The following is a 17,424-nucleotide window of genomic DNA, read 5'->3' as shown; positions in this document are numbered from 1 at the left end:
CAATGATCAACGTAGACCTGCAACAACTGATCCAGGCGCTGGACGCCGAAATCCGTCGTGACCTGGAACGTTCGGCCGAACGCTGCGTCGCCCGTGGCGGCAGCAAAATCCTCGTCGAAGACCTGTTGCTGGGCCTGCTGGAGCGCCCGCAAGGCTTGCTCGCACGCGCGCTGCAAGACGCCGAAGTCGACGCTGGCGAACTCAGCGCCGCGTTGCAATCGCGGGTCGAGCACAGCGCCTCGCGCAACCCGGTGTTCGCCCCGGAACTGGTGCAGTGGCTGCAAGATGCGTTGCTGGTGGCCAACCTTGAACTGGGCCAGAGCCAGGTCGAACAGGCCGCGTTGATCCTCGCGCTGCTGCGCAACCCGATGCGCTATGCCGGCAGCCGTTACCAGCCATTGCTGGCGAAACTGAACATTGATCGCCTGAAGGATTTTGCCCTGTCGCAGAAGGAACAACCGGCCACCGGCAAACCGGCCGTACCCGGTGAATCCCTGCTGCAACGCTTTACCCACAACCTGACCCAGCAAGCCCGCGACGGCAAACTCGACCCGGTGCTGTGCCGCGATGGCGCGATTCGGCAGATGGTCGACATCCTTGCGCGTCGGCGCAAGAACAACCCGATTGTGGTCGGTGAAGCCGGCGTCGGTAAGACCGCGATCGTCGAAGGCCTGGCCTCGCGCATTGCCGCCGGTGAAGTGCCGCAAGTGCTCAAGGGCGTTGAGCTGCTGTCGCTGGACATGGGCCTGCTGCAAGCCGGCGCCAGCGTCAAAGGCGAGTTCGAACGGCGCCTCAAAGGTGTGATCGACGAAGTCAAAGCCTCGCCGAAACCGATCATCCTGTTCATCGACGAAGCCCACACCCTGATCGGTGCGGGCGGCAATGCCGGTGGTTCGGACGCGGCCAACCTGCTCAAGCCAGCCTTGGCGCGTGGCGAGTTGCGCACCATCGCCGCGACCACCTGGGCCGAGTACAAAAAATACTTCGAGAAAGACCCGGCCCTGGCTCGTCGTTTCCAGCCGGTGCAGTTGCACGAGCCGACTGTCAGCGAAGCGGTAACCATCCTCCGCGGTCTGGCTCAGGTTTATGAGAAGAGCCACGGCATCTACCTGCGCGATGACGCGGTGGTCGCGGCAGCGCAATTGTCGGCGCGTTACCTGGCTGGTCGGCAGTTGCCGGATAAAGCCGTCGACGTGCTCGACACCGCCTGCGCCCGCGTGCGTATCAGCCTCGCTGCCGCGCCGGAAAGCCTCGAGCGCCTGCGTAGCGAACTGGCCGAAGGCGGGCGTCAGCGTCAGGCCCTGCGCCGCGATGCCGAAGCCGGTTTGCTGATCGACCACGAAGCGCTCGATGCGCTGGAAGATCGCCTGGACGCCGCCGAAGACGAAAGGGTCGCCCTGGAAGGCCTCTGGACCGAGCAAAAAGAACTGGCCGAGCGTTTGCTGGAGCTGCGTCAGCAACTGGCCAAGGCCCGTGAAGCCGCGACCGTCGAGCCGACCGTCACGGTTGAAGAGGACGCCGAAGGCACGGTGATCGAAACCCTCGAGGCGAGCGTGGACCAAGCGCACAGCGTCGAAGCCCTGGAAGCCGCGCTGAACGAAACCCACCGCGCCCTGACCGATGCTCAGGTCAAGGAACGCCTGGTGAGTTTCGAGGTGTGCCCGCGCCTGGTGGCTGAAGTGATCAGCGCCTGGACCGGCGTGCCGTTGGCGCAACTGGCCCGTGAGCACAACGCCAAGGTTGCGAGTTTCGCCACCGACCTGCGCACCCGCATTCGCGGTCAGGAACAAGCCGTCCATGCACTGGACCGCTCGATGCGCGCCACCGCGGCCGGCCTGAACAAACCCGATGCGCCGGTAGGCGTGTTCCTGCTGGTCGGCCCGAGCGGCGTCGGCAAGACCGAAACCGCGCTGGCGCTGGCTGACTTGCTGTACGGCGGTGATCGTTTCATCACCACCATCAACATGTCCGAGTTCCAAGAGAAGCACACCGTCTCGCGCCTGATCGGTGCACCGCCGGGCTACGTCGGTTACGGCGAAGGCGGCATGCTCACCGAAGCCGTGCGGCAGAAGCCGTACTCCGTGGTGCTGCTCGACGAAGTCGAAAAGGCCGACCCGGACGTGCTCAACCTGTTCTACCAAATCTTCGACAAAGGCGTGGCCAACGATGGGGAAGGGCGTGAAATCGACTTCCGCAACACGCTGATCCTGATGACCTCGAACCTGGGCAGCGACCGCATCAGCGAACTCTGCGAAAACGGTGCGCGGCCAACCGCCGAAGTCCTCGAAGAAACCATTCGCCCGGTGCTAAGCAAACATTTCAAACCGGCGTTGCTGGCGCGGATGCGCGTGGTGCCGTACTACCCGGTCGGTGGCCCGGTGCTGCGCGAGCTGATCGAAATCAAACTGGGCCGTCTGGGCGAGCGCCTGAACCGCCGCCAGCTGGATTTCACGTACTGCCAAAACCTCGTCGATCACCTGGCCGAGCGTTGCACCCAAAGCGACAGCGGCGCACGGCTGATCGATCACTTGCTCGACCTGCACGTGCTGCCGTTGGTGGCGGATCGTCTGCTCGACGCGATGGCCATCGGTGAAAGCCTCAAGCGCGTTCACGCAACGCTCGATGGTGACGCTAGCGTGACCTGCGAGTTCGCCTGAGGTGAGTGTGATGTTCACTCGAGTGCCGCAGCCGCTGGTCTATGCCGAAGCCTTGCTGGCGAAGTTCGCCAGCTTGTCGTGCGCGGCTGACGGCGCTGCGCTGCTGGGTGACTTCGTGCGAGCGGTCGCCGAGCTCAGTCGCTGTGAGCTGAGTCAGCTGTACCTGCTCGACGTTACCCACACCAGCCTCGGGCTGAACGCCGAGTGTTTGCAGGGCATCTTGCAGCCACGGGAAACCGCGAGCCTGCCGGCCGACTACAACGGTGAGCAACTGCTGCAGTTTTCCCTGTGCCAGAACCGTGTGCTCAGCCTCACCGGACTCAGTGGCAGCCTGCACGAAACCAGCTTCCTGCCGGAGCAGGCCGTACCGTGGCAGTCACTGCTGTGCGTGCCGTTGCTCAACCCGCAAAAAGCTGTGGTCGGTCTTTTACTGTGCGCCAGCCGCGAACAGGTCGAGTTGCAGGGGTTTTCCGATTCGCTCGGGCAACTGGGTTCGTTCGTGCTCGGGCAATTGCACCTGCTGCAACGCCTGCGCCGGCCGGTGGGCGATGTGTCGCCGATGCCCAGCAGCGTGCCGAGTGCCAGCGGTTATGGCTTGATCGGTAAAAGCTCGGCGATGCGCCAGACCTACCAGTTGATCAGCAAGGTGCTGCACAGCCCGTACACCGTGCTGCTGCGCGGCGAAACCGGCACCGGCAAGGAAGTGGTGGCGCGGGCCATCCACGATTGCGGACCGCGCCGTTCCCGGGCGTTCATCGTGCAGAACTGTGCGGCGTTCCCGGAAAACCTGCTGGAAAGTGAGCTGTTCGGCTACCGCAAAGGCGCCTTCACCGGCGCCGACCGTGACCGCGCCGGGCTGTTCGATGCGGCCAACGGCGGGACCTTGTTACTGGACGAAATCGGCGACATGCCGCTGTCTCTGCAAGCCAAGCTATTGCGGGTTTTGCAGGAAGGCGAGATTCGTCCGTTGGGCTCCAACGACACCCACAAAATCGACGTGCGCATCATCGCCGCGACTCACCGCGACCTGGCGGTGCTGGTCAGTGAAGGCAAGTTCCGCGAAGACCTGTACTACCGCCTCGCGCAGTTTCCGATTGAGCTGCCGGCCTTGCGTCAGCGTGAAGGCGACATCCTCGACCTGGCCCGACACTTCGCCGACAAGGCCTGCACCTTTCTGCAACGCGATGCGGTGCGCTGGTCCGACGCGGCGCTCGATCATCTGTCGAGTTATGCCTTTCCCGGCAACGTTCGTGAACTCAAAGGCCTGGTCGAACGCGCCGTGTTGCTTTGCGAAGGCGGCGAGTTGCTGGCCGAACATTTCTCGCTGCGCATCGAGGTCGCGCCGCAGGAAAGCAGCCTGAACCTGCGCGAACGCCTGGAGCAGGTCGAGCGCAGTCTGTTGCTCGATTGCCTGCGCAAAAACGATGGCAACCAAACCCTCGCAGCCCGCGCACTCGGTCTGCCACGGCGCACGCTGCTGTACCGCCTCGGGCGCCTGAACATCAACATGGGTGATTTCGATGGCTGACCCTCAAGCCTGGCACTCAAAAATTGTGGCTGGGATGTTCACTGTGGCGAGGGAGCTTGCTCCCGCCGGCCGGTCCGCGCTCGGGCGCAGCAGTCGTAAAACTGTAGATGCGGTTTTACTGAAACACCGCAGCGCATGGTTTTGGGGTCGCTTCGCGACCCAGCGGGAGCAAGCTCCCTCGCCACAGGTGATCGGCTCGAGGCCTCAGGCTAGAGCCCTGACACCCACCCCTTTTGCTTCTGTCAGTGCCGCCCTCAAGGGGCGGTGCTTTGTGCATTGTTTAGCCCTGGAGACCCTCTGATGTCTGTTCGTCACTGGCAAGCTGTCCTGTTGACCCTCGTCGTTCTATGCGGCCTCGGGGGCTGTAGCGGCAATTACAAATTCAACGACAACACCTATCGCCCTCTGGGTGATCCGCAGGCGGTCAATCGCGGCAAGTGACCGCAAGGAGCGACATCATGGAACTGGTTTTCGAAATGCTCAACACCAAGCAGTTCGTGCCTACGGATTTGTGCCAAAAGACCTTCAAGCAGGCTGGCGGTGTGATCGGACGGGGCGAGGACTGCGACTGGATCATTCCTGACCGCAAGCGTCACCTGTCCAACCATCACGCGTTGATCAGCTACCGCGACGGCAGGTTTTTCCTGACCGATACCAGCAGCAACGGTATTCAGGCCAGCGAAAGCGGCGCGCGTCTGCGCAAGGGTGAAGCGCAGCGCGTTGAACACGGCAGCGTCTACGTGCTGGGGGATTTCGAAATCCGTGCGCGGCTGGTACGCGCCCCGGCGGCCTTCGATACCGAAGTCGGCCACCCGCAAGCGGCCGGCAGCACCATTCCGGACGATGCGTTTCTCGACCTTGATCCACTCATGGCGCTCGATCAACAGGAACGGGCCTACTCGGAAATCGATGAACTGAGTGCCCTCAATGCGCCGCGTCAGGAACCGCGCCAGTGTGCCGACTATGCGCGCATCGACATGGAAAGCCTGTTGGTGCCGGAACTGGTGGCCGCACCTGTCGCGCCGGAACCTGCGCCGGCACCCAAGGCGATCGAGCGTCAAAGCGAAGGCTTCTGGGAGCGTTTCGGTGATGCGCTGGGCGTCGACCTCAAAGGCCTCGATCACGACAGCCGCGAAGCCCTGGCGATCGATGCCGCGCGTTTGCTCAAGCAAAGCGTCGGCGGTTTGCAGCAGAGCCTGCGCACCCGGTCGGAGCTGAAAAACGAACTGCGTCTGGCGCAGACCACCGTTCAAGGCACCGGTAAAAACCCGCTGAAATTTGCCGTCGATGCCAGCGAAGCGCTGGGCATTCTGTTGCAGGGCGACAAACCCGGCCAGTTGCCAGCCGGGCAGGCAATCTCGCGGGCGTTCCGTGATTTGCAGGCGCATCAGGTGGCCTTGCTCACCGCTAGCCGCGCGGCGGTACGCGGCACCCTCGAACACTTCTCGCCACAGCAACTGACCTTGCGTTTCGAGCGCGACGGCAACAAGCCGCTGCTCGCCACCTCTGGCAGCCGCTGGAGAGCCTACGGCCGTTATCACCAGGCGCTGCGTCAGGACGATGACTGGAGCGAACGCCTGCTGGCGCGGGATTTCGCCCAGGCCTACGAAGAACAGATCCGCCTGATTTCCACCCTACACACCGACCACCAAGGATGATGCGCATGTCTCGCTTCAAGGCCGTAATAATCAACCTGCTGACAGCGTTCAGCGCTCTGGTGCTGCTGGCCGGCTGCTCGTCGATTTCGCCGTATTCCACCGTCACCAAGCTCAACCTCAAGCTGACCGCCAGCGATCAGGTCAACCCGGACCTGAATGGCCGACCATCGCCGATTGTCGTGCGGCTGATAGAGCTCAAACACCCGGTGGCCTTCGAAAACGCTGACTTCTTCAGCCTGTACGAGCGCGCCAAGGAATCCCTGTCGCCAGACCTGGTGGCCAGCGAAGAGCTGGAATTGCGCCCGGGTGAAGCCGTCGAATTCAAGCTCAGCGTCGACAGCGGCAGCCGCTACGTCGGCGTGCTCGCGGCGTATCGCGATCTGCGTGAAACCCAATGGCGCTATGTGGTTCCAGTCACCCCGGCCGATCTGACGGTGGCCGAGCTGACCCTCGATCAGACCGGCATCCATAATAAAAACCAAAAGCTCGCCAAGGCGGATGACTGAACATGAACGTGCATAAAGTCATTTGGCAGGAAGGCATGTTGCTGCGTCCGCAGCACTTCCAGCACAACGATCGCTACTACGACAACCAGATGAAAATCCGCACCCAGTTGCTGGGCAGTTACACCTGGGGGTTTCTGGGGCTCGAGATCGACTTGCAGTTCCTCAACATGGGCAAGCTGGTGATCAGCCAGGCCTCGGGGATTCTCCCGGACGGCAGCCTGTTCGAACTCGGTGGCAACACCGAACCGCTGGCCCTCGACGTCCCGCCGAACACCGGCAACACGCCGATCTACCTGGCCTTGCCGCTGGTGACCGGTAACCACATCGAGTCCCGTCGCCTGGAGCAATCCGACGTGCTGGCGCGCTACACCGCGTACGAAGCGGAAGTTGCCGACTCCAACGCCGGCGATGATTCCAGCAGCCAGGTCAGCTGCGCGCGCCCGGACTTCCGCTTGTTGCTCGGCGAGCAGCAGAGCGACCAGGCTTACGTGAAGCTGAAGATCTGCGAAGTCCTCGACACCACGCCCGACGGCGTGATCAGCCTCGATCCGGATTTCGTCCCGACCTTCATCCACGCTCACGCGTCGGGCTACCTGCTGTCGTGCCTCAAAGAAGTCATCAGCATGCTCGGCCACCGTGGCGATACCATTGCCGACCGGATTCGCTCCAACGGCAAGGTCGGTGGCGCGGAAGTCGGCGACTTCATGATGCTGCAACTGATCAACCGCACCGAACTGGTCCTGCGCCATTACCTCGGCCTGGAACAGGTTCACCCGGAAGAGTTGTACCGCACGTTGCTGTCGATGCTCGGCGATCTGTCGACCTTTGCCAGTGACAGCAAACGCCCGCGTCTGGACAGCCGCTATCAGCACAGCGACCAGGGCGCGAGCTTCCGCAAACTGATGGAAGCGATTCGTCAGGTGCTGTCGATGGTGCTCGAACAGCACGCCATCGAACTGGAGCTGCAAGCCCGTCAATACGGGATCACCGTGTCGCCGCTGCACGATCACAAACTGCTGGGCACGGCGTCGTTCGTGCTGGCAGCCAGTGCCAATTGTGACTCCGAAGAGCTGCGGCATCGCCTGCCGGCACACCTCAAGGTCGGCCCGGTGGAACGCATCCGCCAGCTGGTCAACCTGCACTTGCCGGGCATCAAGGTCAAACCCTTGCCGGTGGCGCCGCGGCAGATCCCGTTCCACTCGAACAAAACCTATTTCATCCTCGAGCTCAGTTCCGAAGACCTGGCACAACTGGAGCGCTCCGGCGGCTTCGCGTTCCACGTGTCCGGCGAATTTGCCGAGCTTGAACTGAAATTCTGGGCCATCAGGAACTGACCGACATGATCAAGGAAATGGATCACAGCCAGGATGACAAAACCGTCCTTCTGGATCGTCAGGGCCATGGCCCGGCACAGAGCCCGCTGACCGATTTCGCGGCACCGCCGCGTTTCGAGCAACTGGAAGAACGGATGATCTACGCCGCGCGCCTGCGCCCGGCGGAAGCCTTCAATATCAGCCTCAACTCGCTGGTGGCGGCGTCGTCCGACCTGCTGTCGGAAGTGGTGCGGCTCAAGCACAGCGCCACCCGCGAAGACATGCACGCGCTCAACCAGCGGCTGACGGCTGCGCTGAAACTCTTCGAAGTCCGTGCGCTGCACAACGGCGCCGAGAGCAGCCAGGTAATGGCTGCGCGTTACGTGCTCTGCACCGTCGTCGACGAAGCAGTGGTCACCACCCCGTGGGGCAACGAAAGCGAGTGGTCGCAGATGAGCCTGCTCAGCAGCTTCCACAACGAGACCTTTGGCGGCGAGAAATTCTTCCAGCTGCTCGATCGTCTGTCGAAGAACCCGATCAAACACCTGCCAATGCTGGAACTGATGTACCTGTGCCTGTCGCTCGGTTTCGAGGGCAAGTACCGGGTGCAGGCGCGCGGCATGCTGGAACTCGACGGCATTCGCGATGCGCTCTACCGGCAGATTCGCCAGCTGCGCGGCGACGTACCGCGTGAACTGTCGCCGCACTGGGAAGGCCTCAACGACAGGCGTCGCAGCCTGGTGCGTATTGTGCCGTGGTGGATGGTGGCGCTGTTTACGCTGGTGTGCCTGGTGGTGATGTATTCGGGTTTTGCCTGGGTACTCGGCGAGCAGCGCGACACTGTTCTGCAACCTTATCAGCCGCTTGATCCAGCCGCAGTTCAGCCGCTGTCGAAGCCGTAAAACAGGGACGTGTGATGAAAAAGCTTTTCAAGAAAGTCGGCGCGTTCTTGCGCAAGACCTGGGTCTGGACCCTGCTGCTGGTGCTGTTCGTGGCGCTGCTGGTGTGGTTCGTCGGACCGCTGCTGGCCGTCAACGATTACAAATTCTGGGAAGGCTCGACCTCGCGCCTGCTGACCATCAGCGTGCTGTTCCTGATCTGGGGCCTGACCATGGTCTTCGTCAGTTGGCGCGCCGGTGTGCGCAAAAAAGCCGTCGAAGAAACCGAAGACGGCCAGGAGCGTATTCACCGTGAAGGGCTGATCGACGAGGAACAAAAGGAGCTGCGTGCGCGTTTCAAAGACGCACTGCGTACCTTGAAAACCTCAAGCCTGTATCGGGGCCGCAGCGAACGCTGGCGCAACGATCTGCCGTGGTACCTGCTGATCGGTCCACAGGGCAGCGGAAAAACCAGCCTGCTGGACTTCTCGGGCCTTGAGTTTCCGATCAACAAGATCGACCGCAAACTCACCCGCGACACCATCGGCACCCGCCATTGCGACTGGTACTTCGCCGACCACGGCGTGCTGATCGACACCGCCGGGCGTTACCTGACCCAGCCGGACGTGGGTGTCGACGGCAGCGCCTGGACCACCTTGCTCGACCTGCTGCGCAAGCGTCGTCGCAACCGTCCGTTGAATGGCGTGCTGGTGACCATTCCAGTTGAGTTGCTGCTCAGTGGCACCGAGCAAGACCTCGACACCCTGGCGCGTCAGGTGCGTGCGCGCCTGCAAGACGTGCATCAGAAACTGCACGTCGACCTGCCGATCTATCTGGTGCTGAGCAAGGCCGACCAGTTGTTGGGCTTCGACGAGTTCTTCGATCAGCTGACCCGCGAAGAAAGCGATCAGGTACTCGGCACCAGCTTTCGCAAAGAGCAAAGCGGCACCGACGTGGCCGTGCTGCGCGCAGAGTTCGAAGAGCTGCTGCGTCGCCTCAACAGCCAGGTGATCATGCGCATGCACCAGGAGCGCGACACCCAGCGCCGTGGTCGCATTCTCGACTTCCCGCATCAACTGGGGCAGATCGGCGAGCACCTGTGCCTGTTTGTCGACATGGCGTTCACCGGCAACCGCTACCAGCGCGTCAGCCAGTTGCGCGGTTTCTACCTGACCAGCGCGCCGCACCTCAAGCAACAGATGGACCAGAGCACCGCCGGCATTGGCGCCAACCTGGGCATCGACAGCGGCGTGTTGCCGACCTTGCGCAGCGGTCGCTCGCGGTTCATCCACCACGTGCTCAGCCGGGTGATTTTCCCCGAGGCCGATCTGGCCGGTCTGGACAAGCGCGAGCGCAGCCGCATCCATTGGGGCCAGCGCGCGTTGTACGTCGGTGCACTGGCGGCGCTAGGGCTGTTCGGCCTACTTTGGGCAACGGGTTTCTCGGCCAACTACGAACGCCTGGAACACCTGCGTTCGCTGGCGCAAACCTGGACCCAGCAGCGCTCGGCGCTGACGGCACGCGATGACGCGATGGGCGTGCTTAAAACCCTCGATACCCGCTATGAAGCGACCAAGGTCTTCCCGCCTAAAGGCGATGTGTCGATGTTCGAGCGCGGTGGTCTGTATCAGGGACAAGAGAGCAACCCGGTGGTCAAGGACGCGTATCGGCGTGAACTTGAAACCCAGTTGCTGCCACGCGTTGCGCAACTGCTTGAAGGGCAGATCCGCAACAACATGAAGGACCGCGGTCGGCTGCTCAACAGCCTGCGCGCCTACCTGATGCTGAACATGAAGGACCGTCGCGATCCAGCGTGGCTGAAAGATTGGGTAGCTCAGGACTGGTCGGTCCGTTACACCGGCAACACCGCGGTGCAGAACGGTCTGAACGGGCACTTCGAACACCTGCTCGAGCAGCCGTTTATCTACCCGCTCAACGATGCATTGGTCGCCCAGGCGCGTCAGGTTCTGCGCAGCGAATCGCTGGCCACCGTGGTCTACCGGATGCTGCGTGAGCAGGCCCGCAATCTGCCGGATTACCGCTTCAGCCAACACCTCGGTCCACAGGGCGCGCTGTTCGTCGGCACCGACTACGTGATCCCGGGGTTCTACACCCAACAGGGTTATCAGCAGTACTTCTCGGTCCAGGGTTCGGCACTGGTCACCGACATCCTGCGTGACAACTGGGTGCTGGGCGAAGGCTCGGGCATGAGCGGCATGGACTTGCGCCGCCTGATGGTCAAACTGGAGCAACTGTACTTCCGCGACTACGCCAACTTCTGGAGCGAAGCGGTCGGCCAGGTGGCATTGCGGCCAATCAACGACGCCGGTGAAGGTGCTGAACAACTGGCCGGGCTGACGTCCGCCAATTCGCCGGTCCTGCAGATGCTGGTGGAAGTGCGCGAGAACACCCGTTTCCCAGCCACCGTCGACAACACTGAAGATGTCACGGATGCCGCGGAAAAACTGCTCGCCAAGAAGGGCGGTGCGCTGGGTAAAGTCGCTGCAGCCGTGGCAGGCAAGGCGGGCGATGCATTGGCCACCAAAACCTTGCCGGACACCGCGAAGAAATCCCTGCAACGGCGCTTCGAACCGCTGCATCGTTTGCTCGATGACAACAACGGCCCGGCTGCCGACCTGACCCCGGCGCTGCAAGCGCTGAACGACCTGCAACTGCAACTGTCCAGCCTGGCGCGAGCCAGTGCCCCGGATCAGGCCGCGTTCGAAATGGCCAAGACCCGCATGAGCGGCCAGCGCGATGCGCTGAGCAACTTGCGCAACGCCTCGGGTCGCCTGCCGCGCCCGATCAGCGTGTGGTTCAACGTGCTGGCCGAAGACACCTGGCGTCTGGTACTCAACGATTCCTACCAGTACCTCAACCAGCGCTACCAGAGCGAGCTGTACAGCTTCTATGGCAAGGCGATCAACAAGCGTTACCCGTTCAACGCCCACAGCACCAGCGACGTTGCGATCAGCGACTTCCGCGAGTTCTTCAAGACGCAGGGCATCGCCGACCGCTTCTTCGACACCTACATGCGGCCTTTCGTCAGCGGCGATCCGGGCAACTACCGCCTGCGCAGCATCGACGGTCACAGCCTGCCGATGTCCAAGGTCTACCTCGACCAGATGGCTGCGGCACAAGTGATCCGCCAAAGTTTCTTTGCCGAAAACCCGGCCGAGCCGCAGGTGCAGTTCAAACTGGAGCCGTACACCCTCGACCCGACTGTCAGCCGTTCCGAGTTCCGCTTTGGCGACAAGACCATGGAATACCGTCATGGCCCGATCGTGCCGGTGGCCTTCAAATGGCCAACCGACGCGCAAGACGGTCGCACCAGCCTGGTCCTCGAAAAAATGGCCGGCCGCCCGATCGGCATCGAGAAAAACACCGGCCCATGGTCGCTGTTCCGTCTGTTCGATTTGATGCAGACCGAATACCTGAGCGGTCGCGACGTGCTGGTGCTCAAGGCTGATGTGGGTGGCCTGCGTGCCAACTACCTGCTGATGAGCCAGCGCGCGCCGAACCCGTTCGACATGGGCGTGTTGCGCACCTTCCGTATGCCGGTGCAGCTCTGATGCTGGTTGCCAGCCCCTGGCGCAGCGCGGCGCGTACCGATCCGGGCAAGGTTCGGGCGCGCAACGAAGATGCTTTCCTCGACAGCCCGGAGCATGGCCTGTGGGTGGTCGCGGACGGCATGGGCGGTCATCAGGGTGGCGACATCGCCAGCCAGTTGATCGTCGCCAGCCTGGCGGAATTGCCCGTCGAAGACAGTTTCGACGGGCGGCTCAAAGGCGTGCGCCAGTGCCTGCACTGGCTCAACCGCCGCTTGGGCCAGGAATTGACCGTCACCGCCGGGCGCCATGACAGCATCATGGGCAGCACCGTGGTGGCGTTGTTGGTGGACGGTAATCGCGCGGCCTGCATCTGGGCCGGCGACAGCCGTTGTTACCTGTGGCGTGGGCAGCGTTTGTATCAGCTGTCCAAAGACCATTCGCTGATGCAACAACTGATCGACGAACAACAGATGGGCGTCGAGCAAGCCCGGGCTCATCCGACCGCCAGCGCCTTGACCCGTGCGGTTGGGGCCAGCGAGCAATTGACCCTGGACGTGCTCGAACTCGAGGTTTATCCCGGTGACGCGTTTCTGCTGTGCAGCGACGGTTTGTACCAGGGCTTGAGCAGCGACGCGCTGGGCAACGCCTTGAGCCTGACCGCGCCGCAGGTGGCGCTGGAGCGTTTGTTCGACAGCGCGTTGCGCGGCTCTGCACGGGACAACCTGACTGCCGTGGTGATCCGTCAATGAGTGAACTCAATCCTGTGCTCGACGAGCTGCTGGTCAGCGACGAAGAAACTGCCAACCTGACCTACTTCGCCTTCGCCAAATCCCATGCAGCACCGCGTGCCGTGGCGCCGACCCGGGCCAGCGTTGGTGCGTTGCCGGACGTGCTGGTGGGGCGTTACCGCATCGAGCGTTTGCTCGGTGCCGGTGGCATGGGCGCGGTGTATCGCGCACGGGACCTGCTGCACGAACAGTTCGGCGACCCCAACCCGTCTATAGCGCTGAAAATCCTCAGCGAAGAATTTGCCGAATCGCCGGACGCCAGCGCCTTGCTCTACAGCGAGTTCGCCCTGACCCGACGCCTGCGCCACGCCAACGTGGTGCGTTTGCACAGCTTTGAAGTGGACACCGAGTGCCAGCGCGCCTTCATCACCATGGAATTGATGCGCGGGCTGACCCTGGACAAACTGCTCTGCGAAAGGCCCCTGGGCCTGCCGTGGCAAGAATTGCCTGACATCGCGCTGCCGCTGCTTGATGCGTTGACCTATGCCCACGGTCGCGGCGTGCTGCACGGTGATTTGAAACCGAGCAACGTGATGCTCAGCGAGGAGGGCGTGCGCCTGTTCGACTTCGGCCTCGGCCAGGCCGAGGAGGGCATATTGCCCGGCCTGCCGCATTTGAGCCGCAGCCGTTTCAACGCCTGGACGCCGGGCTACGCCGCGCCGGAACTGCTGGAAGGCGCGCCGCTGACCGCCAGCGCCGACCTCTTCGCGGTGGCCTGCGTGATCTATGAACTGGCGGGCGGTAAGCACCCGTTCCGCCGCTTGCCGTCGACCCAGGCTCGTGACGAACGCCTGGACCGTGAACTGCAAGCGCCCAAACACCTTCCGAAACACTGCTGGCCGGCGCTGCGCACGGCGCTGGCTTTCGATGCGGCGCAACGCACCATCACCGCCGTACAACTGCGTGACGCCCTAGGCGCCACTTCCTCCTGGCTGCAACGCTGGCTGCATCGGCGCAACGGATGACTACCGAACAGGGAGCAAGCAATGTTCAACCCTTCTAACGAAACCCATTTCAGTCTGACCGTGGCTGACTTCCAGGGTGACCTGCACGTGCTGTCGTTCACTGGCACCGAAGGCATCAGCCAGACCTTTCGTTTCGACCTGGAACTGGTCAGCGAAAACCACGATCTGGACCTTGAGACGCTGCTGCACAAGCAGGCATTTCTCGCCTTCGATGCGGCTTCTTCCAAAGGCGGAGGCAGTGGCATTCACGGGCAGATCTATCGTGTTGCCCAAGGCGATGCCGGCAAGCGCCTGGCCCGCTACAAAGTGTCGTTGGTGCCACAACTCGAATACCTGCGCCACCGCACCAACCAGCGCATCTACCAACAGATGTCGGCGCCGAAAATCATCGCGCTGATCCTCGAAGAACACGGCATCAAGGGCAACGCCTACAGCTTCCAGCTGAGCCAGCCGTGCCCGGATCGCGAGTACTGCGTGCAGTACGACGAAACCGACCTGCATTTCGTCCAGCGGCTGTGCGAGGAAGAGGGCATTCACTACCACTTCCAGCACTCGGCCTCCGGCCACCAACTGGTGTTCGGCGACGACCAGACCGTGTTCCCGAAACTCGGCCAGCCCACCGCCTATGTGCAGGGCAGCGGCATGGTCGCCGACGAGGCGGTGATCAAAGGCTTCACGCTACGCCTGGAAACCCGCACCAGCCGCACCACGCGCCGCGACTACGATTTTGAAAAGCCGCGCCTGCAACTGGAGGCGGCCTACAAACCCGACGGCAAACGTGACGAGCCGGACCTGGAAGACTACGACTACCCGGGCCGCTTCACCGAGCGCCCACGCGGCAAGTTCCTCAGCCAGCGGGCGCTGGAACGCCACCGCGCCGACTACCAGCAAGCCGAAGGCCATGGCGACCAGACCGCCCTGGTCAGCGGCCACTTCCTGGAGATCTCCGATCACCCGCGCAGCGAGTGGAACGACCTCTGGCTGCTGACCGAAGTCATCCACGAAGGCAAGCAACCGCAAGTCCTCGAAGAGTCGGTGACCAGCGACACCACCGCCAACAAGGACGACTTCCACCAGGGCTACCGCAACCGCTTCCTCGCCACCCCGTGGGACGTGTTCTACCGCCCGGCGTTGCTGCACCCCAAACCCCGCGTGCTCGGCAGCCAGACCGCCCAAGTCACCGGCCCCAAAGGTGAAGAAATCCACTGCGATCAATACGGCCGCGTGAAAGTGCAATTCCACTGGGACCGCATCGGTGTGGCCGACGACAAAACCAGCTGCTGGCTGCGTGTCTCCAGCAGCTGGGCCGGCGACCGCTACGGCGCCATCGCCATCCCGCGCGTCGGCATGGAAGTACTCGTCACCTTCCTCGAAGGCGACCCCGACCAACCGCTGGTGACCGGCTGCCTGTACCACAAGGAAAACCAGGTGCCATACGCCTTGCCGGCGAACAAAACCCGCAGCGTCTTCAAAACCCTCAGCTCCCCCGGTGGCGGCGGCTTCAACGAACTGCGCATCGAAGACAAAAAAGGCGCCGAACAAATCTTCATCCACGCCCAGCGCGACTGGGATGAAAACATCGAACACGACCAGAAAATCCGTGTCGGCAACGAACGCCACGACACCGTCGAAAAGAACACCTACACCGAACTCAAAGCCGAAGAACACCGCACCACCCTCGCCGACCGCAAAGTTGAAGCGCGGATGGACGACCACCTGACCATCGGCCAGAGCCAACACATCAAAATTGGCACCGCACAGCTGACCAGCGTCGGAAGAGAAATCCACCTCAAGGCCGGCGACAAAATGGTCATCGAGGCCGGATCGGAACTGACCATCAAGGGAGGTGGGAGTTTTATCAAGCTGGATGCGGGGGGTGTGACGGTGGTCGGGCCGCTGGTGAAGATTAATGCCGGGGGCTTGGCGGGGAGCGGGACGGGGATCGGTATCAAGCCGCCGCGCTTGCCGGGCGCCGCAGACAAAGACCTTGCCGGTGCGCCGCCGGTGCAGGCGCTGGGCAACACGCCCATACCGCCACCGCCGGTTTGCAAGGAATGCCTGGCCCGAGCCAAACGTAATAGCCAAGCCCTGACGGCACGATAAAGGACGTTTTCATGTACGCAAGCAATGCGCAGTGGCATGACCAACTGTGGGCCGACGCCGAGCAGTTGGGCCACAACCACCTTGACCTCTTGATCGACGCCACCAGCCTCGACTACCCGCTGCTGGAAGAGCTGGCGAGCCTGCCCGATGCGCCGAAACTGGCGAAGCTGTTCGACAACACCCCGGAGGTCGCGATTGCCGATTTCGGGCCGTTGCTGCTGCGCGTGGACAAGGTCCAAAAGCCCTGGCTGAAAACCTTCATCAACGCCATCGACTGCAATCAACATGTGCTCGCGTTGTTCAGCCCTTGGGACTTTGACGTGCTCAGCGAACACCTGCGCGGCTGCACCCAGGCGCAGTGGAACCAGGGCCGTTCTGAAGGCGTGTTGCGCTACTACGAACCGCGGATGTTTGTGCCCGTGTGCGAAACCCTCACCCCGGCACAGAGCCAGGCCTTCCACGCCCCGGCCATCGCCTGGCACTGGCTGGACCGCGACCAGCAAACACAAAGCCTGCCCGGCAACTACGTGCGCCACACACCGCCGCCGGCTACCAAGATGATCGTGTTCGACCACCCACAAGTCGCCAACCTGCTGGCCTGGACCGAAGCCGACACCTACCGCATCGACCGCTGCGCCATGCCACAAGACTACGGCATGAGCCGCAAGGAAGGCCTGATCCGCCACCTGTTCCACAGCCAACTGGCCGCCAACCAGAAAGGCCTCAAGGAACCGGAACAACGCCAACCCTTCATCGAACAATGGCTGCGCGACAACTCACCCTTCGTTATTGATGAACCGCCGAGGCCGTTGATTTGAACCGTCTTCACGCCTGTCAGCACATTGCACTTGCAGGGAAGGCATTGCCTGTTCGGTGGATGAGTGGGCGGGTGTTGCTGGGCGTGGCCGGGTTATTCGTGTGCGTGCTGATGTTGGGGGCATGTGGCAGCAAACCGTCGAAGATGCTGGGCGCACCCGTGACGGGTTACAACCATACCTCTGCGGCGATCAATCGGTTTTCGGTAAATGGGGCGGGCGGGCCGAATTTGGGACCCCATCAAGGTGGTGGCAAGCAAACCTGCTGTGGTGTCGTTCCTCGTAATTGGACGCCAGGATTGAGGGCCATTGTCGAGTGGGAGAAGGACCCTGATCCATATTCATATGGTAAGTGGACCGAACGTCCTTACTCCGATGCTTGGAGGAAGCGGATGGAGGCGCATAAACAGCAGTACTCGTATCACAAGGTTGTTGTGGAAATTCCCCAGTACACAGTAGCAGGAACCCTGAAAGTGCACTTTTTACCGTGTGATCAAATACGTGTTTCTGCAGACAACATTAAACCCGGTACCCCGGGATACCCCTATAACTACCCGATGAACATGGAGGAGCCGAAGGTATGTCCACACTCATAAACACAGGCATCAAGGCGCGTCTTTTCGCGGCGTTGATGCCAATCAAGTTTTCGTGGGAGCGACGCT

13 protein-coding genes are annotated in these 17,424 nt (G+C 62.3%); all 13 read left to right on the top strand.

The features are described 5' to 3' along the window. Positions 1–2: 2 nt before the first annotated feature. Positions 3–2,657 carry a type VI secretion system ATPase TssH gene (gene tssH / locus AO353_RS09415; RefSeq protein WP_054594677.1) on the top strand — a complete coding sequence of 885 codons (2,655 nt, stop codon included), beginning with the start codon at positions 3–5 and terminating at the stop codon, positions 2,655–2,657. A gap of 10 nt (positions 2,658–2,667) precedes the next feature. After that, complete coding sequence (locus AO353_RS09410; protein WP_054594676.1) at positions 2,668–4,185, top strand: sigma-54 interaction domain-containing protein; 1,518 nt, start codon at positions 2,668–2,670, stop codon at positions 4,183–4,185. A gap of 300 nt (positions 4,186–4,485) precedes the next feature. Continuing rightward, the gene (locus AO353_RS09405; RefSeq protein ID WP_008030659.1) at positions 4,486–4,626 is read left to right on the top strand and encodes a hypothetical protein; all 141 of its coding nucleotides are present in this window, start codon (positions 4,486–4,488) and stop codon (positions 4,624–4,626) included. A gap of 17 nt (positions 4,627–4,643) precedes the next feature. Continuing rightward, entirely contained in the window at positions 4,644–5,843 is a 1,200-nt protein-coding gene (gene tagH, locus AO353_RS09400) for a type VI secretion system-associated FHA domain protein TagH (protein ID WP_054594675.1), read from the top strand. Positions 5,844–5,848: 5 nt separating this feature from the next. Continuing rightward, positions 5,849–6,349: a type VI secretion system lipoprotein TssJ gene (gene tssJ, locus AO353_RS09395; RefSeq protein ID WP_054594674.1), complete on the top strand. Its 501-nt coding sequence runs from the start codon at positions 5,849–5,851 to the stop codon at positions 6,347–6,349. A gap of 2 nt (positions 6,350–6,351) precedes the next feature. Then, positions 6,352–7,683: a type VI secretion system baseplate subunit TssK gene (gene tssK / locus AO353_RS09390; protein ID WP_054594673.1), complete on the top strand. Its 1,332-nt coding sequence runs from the start codon at positions 6,352–6,354 to the stop codon at positions 7,681–7,683. Between the two features lie 5 nt (positions 7,684–7,688). Beyond that, on the top strand, positions 7,689–8,564 hold the full coding sequence (gene icmH, locus AO353_RS09385) for a type IVB secretion system protein IcmH/DotU (protein WP_054594672.1): 876 nt from the start codon (positions 7,689–7,691) through the stop codon (positions 8,562–8,564). A gap of 14 nt (positions 8,565–8,578) precedes the next feature. Next, positions 8,579–12,112, top strand: coding sequence for a type VI secretion system membrane subunit TssM (gene tssM / locus AO353_RS09380; protein WP_054594671.1), 3,534 nt, complete (start codon positions 8,579–8,581; stop codon positions 12,110–12,112). Next, positions 12,112–12,840: a PP2C family protein-serine/threonine phosphatase gene (locus AO353_RS09375; RefSeq protein ID WP_054594670.1), complete on the top strand. Its 729-nt coding sequence runs from the start codon at positions 12,112–12,114 to the stop codon at positions 12,838–12,840. The genes tssM and AO353_RS09375 overlap by 1 nt, the downstream gene beginning before the upstream one ends. Beyond that, complete coding sequence (locus AO353_RS09370) at positions 12,837–13,844, top strand: serine/threonine-protein kinase (protein WP_054594669.1); 1,008 nt, start codon at positions 12,837–12,839, stop codon at positions 13,842–13,844. Before AO353_RS09375 ends, AO353_RS09370 begins: the two co-directional genes overlap by 4 nt. Before the next feature lie 21 nt (positions 13,845–13,865). Then, complete coding sequence (tssI, locus tag AO353_RS09365; protein WP_054594668.1) at positions 13,866–15,947, top strand: type VI secretion system tip protein VgrG; 2,082 nt, start codon at positions 13,866–13,868, stop codon at positions 15,945–15,947. An 11-nt stretch (positions 15,948–15,958) separates the two neighbouring features. After that, complete coding sequence (locus AO353_RS09360) at positions 15,959–16,765, top strand: DUF4123 domain-containing protein (RefSeq protein WP_054594667.1); 807 nt, start codon at positions 15,959–15,961, stop codon at positions 16,763–16,765. 110 nt (positions 16,766–16,875) lie between these two features. Next, complete coding sequence (locus AO353_RS29625) at positions 16,876–17,358, top strand: DUF3304 domain-containing protein (protein WP_371917661.1); 483 nt, start codon at positions 16,876–16,878, stop codon at positions 17,356–17,358. The last annotated feature ends 66 nt before the right edge of the window (positions 17,359–17,424 follow it).

Source organism: Pseudomonas fluorescens (assembly GCF_001307155.1).
GTDB classification, from domain to species: Bacteria; Pseudomonadota; Gammaproteobacteria; order Pseudomonadales; family Pseudomonadaceae; genus Aquipseudomonas; species Aquipseudomonas helvetica.
This window is presented reverse-complemented; position numbering and strand designations above follow the sequence as displayed.

What these genes read in the sequence shown, in the direction of transcription:
- AO353_RS29625 (WP_371917661.1), top strand. Translation starts at nt 16,876, where the DNA reads ATGTTGGGGGCATGTGGCAGCAAACCGTCGAAGATGCTGGGCGCACCC.
- icmH (WP_054594672.1), top strand. Translation starts at nt 7,689, where the DNA reads ATGATCAAGGAAATGGATCACAGCCAGGATGACAAAACCGTCCTTCTG.
- AO353_RS09410 (WP_054594676.1), top strand. Translation starts at nt 2,668, where the DNA reads ATGTTCACTCGAGTGCCGCAGCCGCTGGTCTATGCCGAAGCCTTGCTG.
- AO353_RS09405 (WP_008030659.1), top strand. Translation starts at nt 4,486, where the DNA reads ATGTCTGTTCGTCACTGGCAAGCTGTCCTGTTGACCCTCGTCGTTCTA.
- tagH (WP_054594675.1), top strand. Translation starts at nt 4,644, where the DNA reads ATGGAACTGGTTTTCGAAATGCTCAACACCAAGCAGTTCGTGCCTACG.
- AO353_RS09360 (WP_054594667.1), top strand. Translation starts at nt 15,959, where the DNA reads ATGTACGCAAGCAATGCGCAGTGGCATGACCAACTGTGGGCCGACGCC.
- tssK (WP_054594673.1), top strand. Translation starts at nt 6,352, where the DNA reads ATGAACGTGCATAAAGTCATTTGGCAGGAAGGCATGTTGCTGCGTCCG.
- tssI (WP_054594668.1), top strand. Translation starts at nt 13,866, where the DNA reads ATGTTCAACCCTTCTAACGAAACCCATTTCAGTCTGACCGTGGCTGAC.
- AO353_RS09375 (WP_054594670.1), top strand. Translation starts at nt 12,112, where the DNA reads ATGCTGGTTGCCAGCCCCTGGCGCAGCGCGGCGCGTACCGATCCGGGC.
- tssM (WP_054594671.1), top strand. Translation starts at nt 8,579, where the DNA reads ATGAAAAAGCTTTTCAAGAAAGTCGGCGCGTTCTTGCGCAAGACCTGG.
- tssH (WP_054594677.1), top strand. Translation starts at nt 3, where the DNA reads ATGATCAACGTAGACCTGCAACAACTGATCCAGGCGCTGGACGCCGAA.
- AO353_RS09370 (WP_054594669.1), top strand. Translation starts at nt 12,837, where the DNA reads ATGAGTGAACTCAATCCTGTGCTCGACGAGCTGCTGGTCAGCGACGAA.
- tssJ (WP_054594674.1), top strand. Translation starts at nt 5,849, where the DNA reads ATGTCTCGCTTCAAGGCCGTAATAATCAACCTGCTGACAGCGTTCAGC.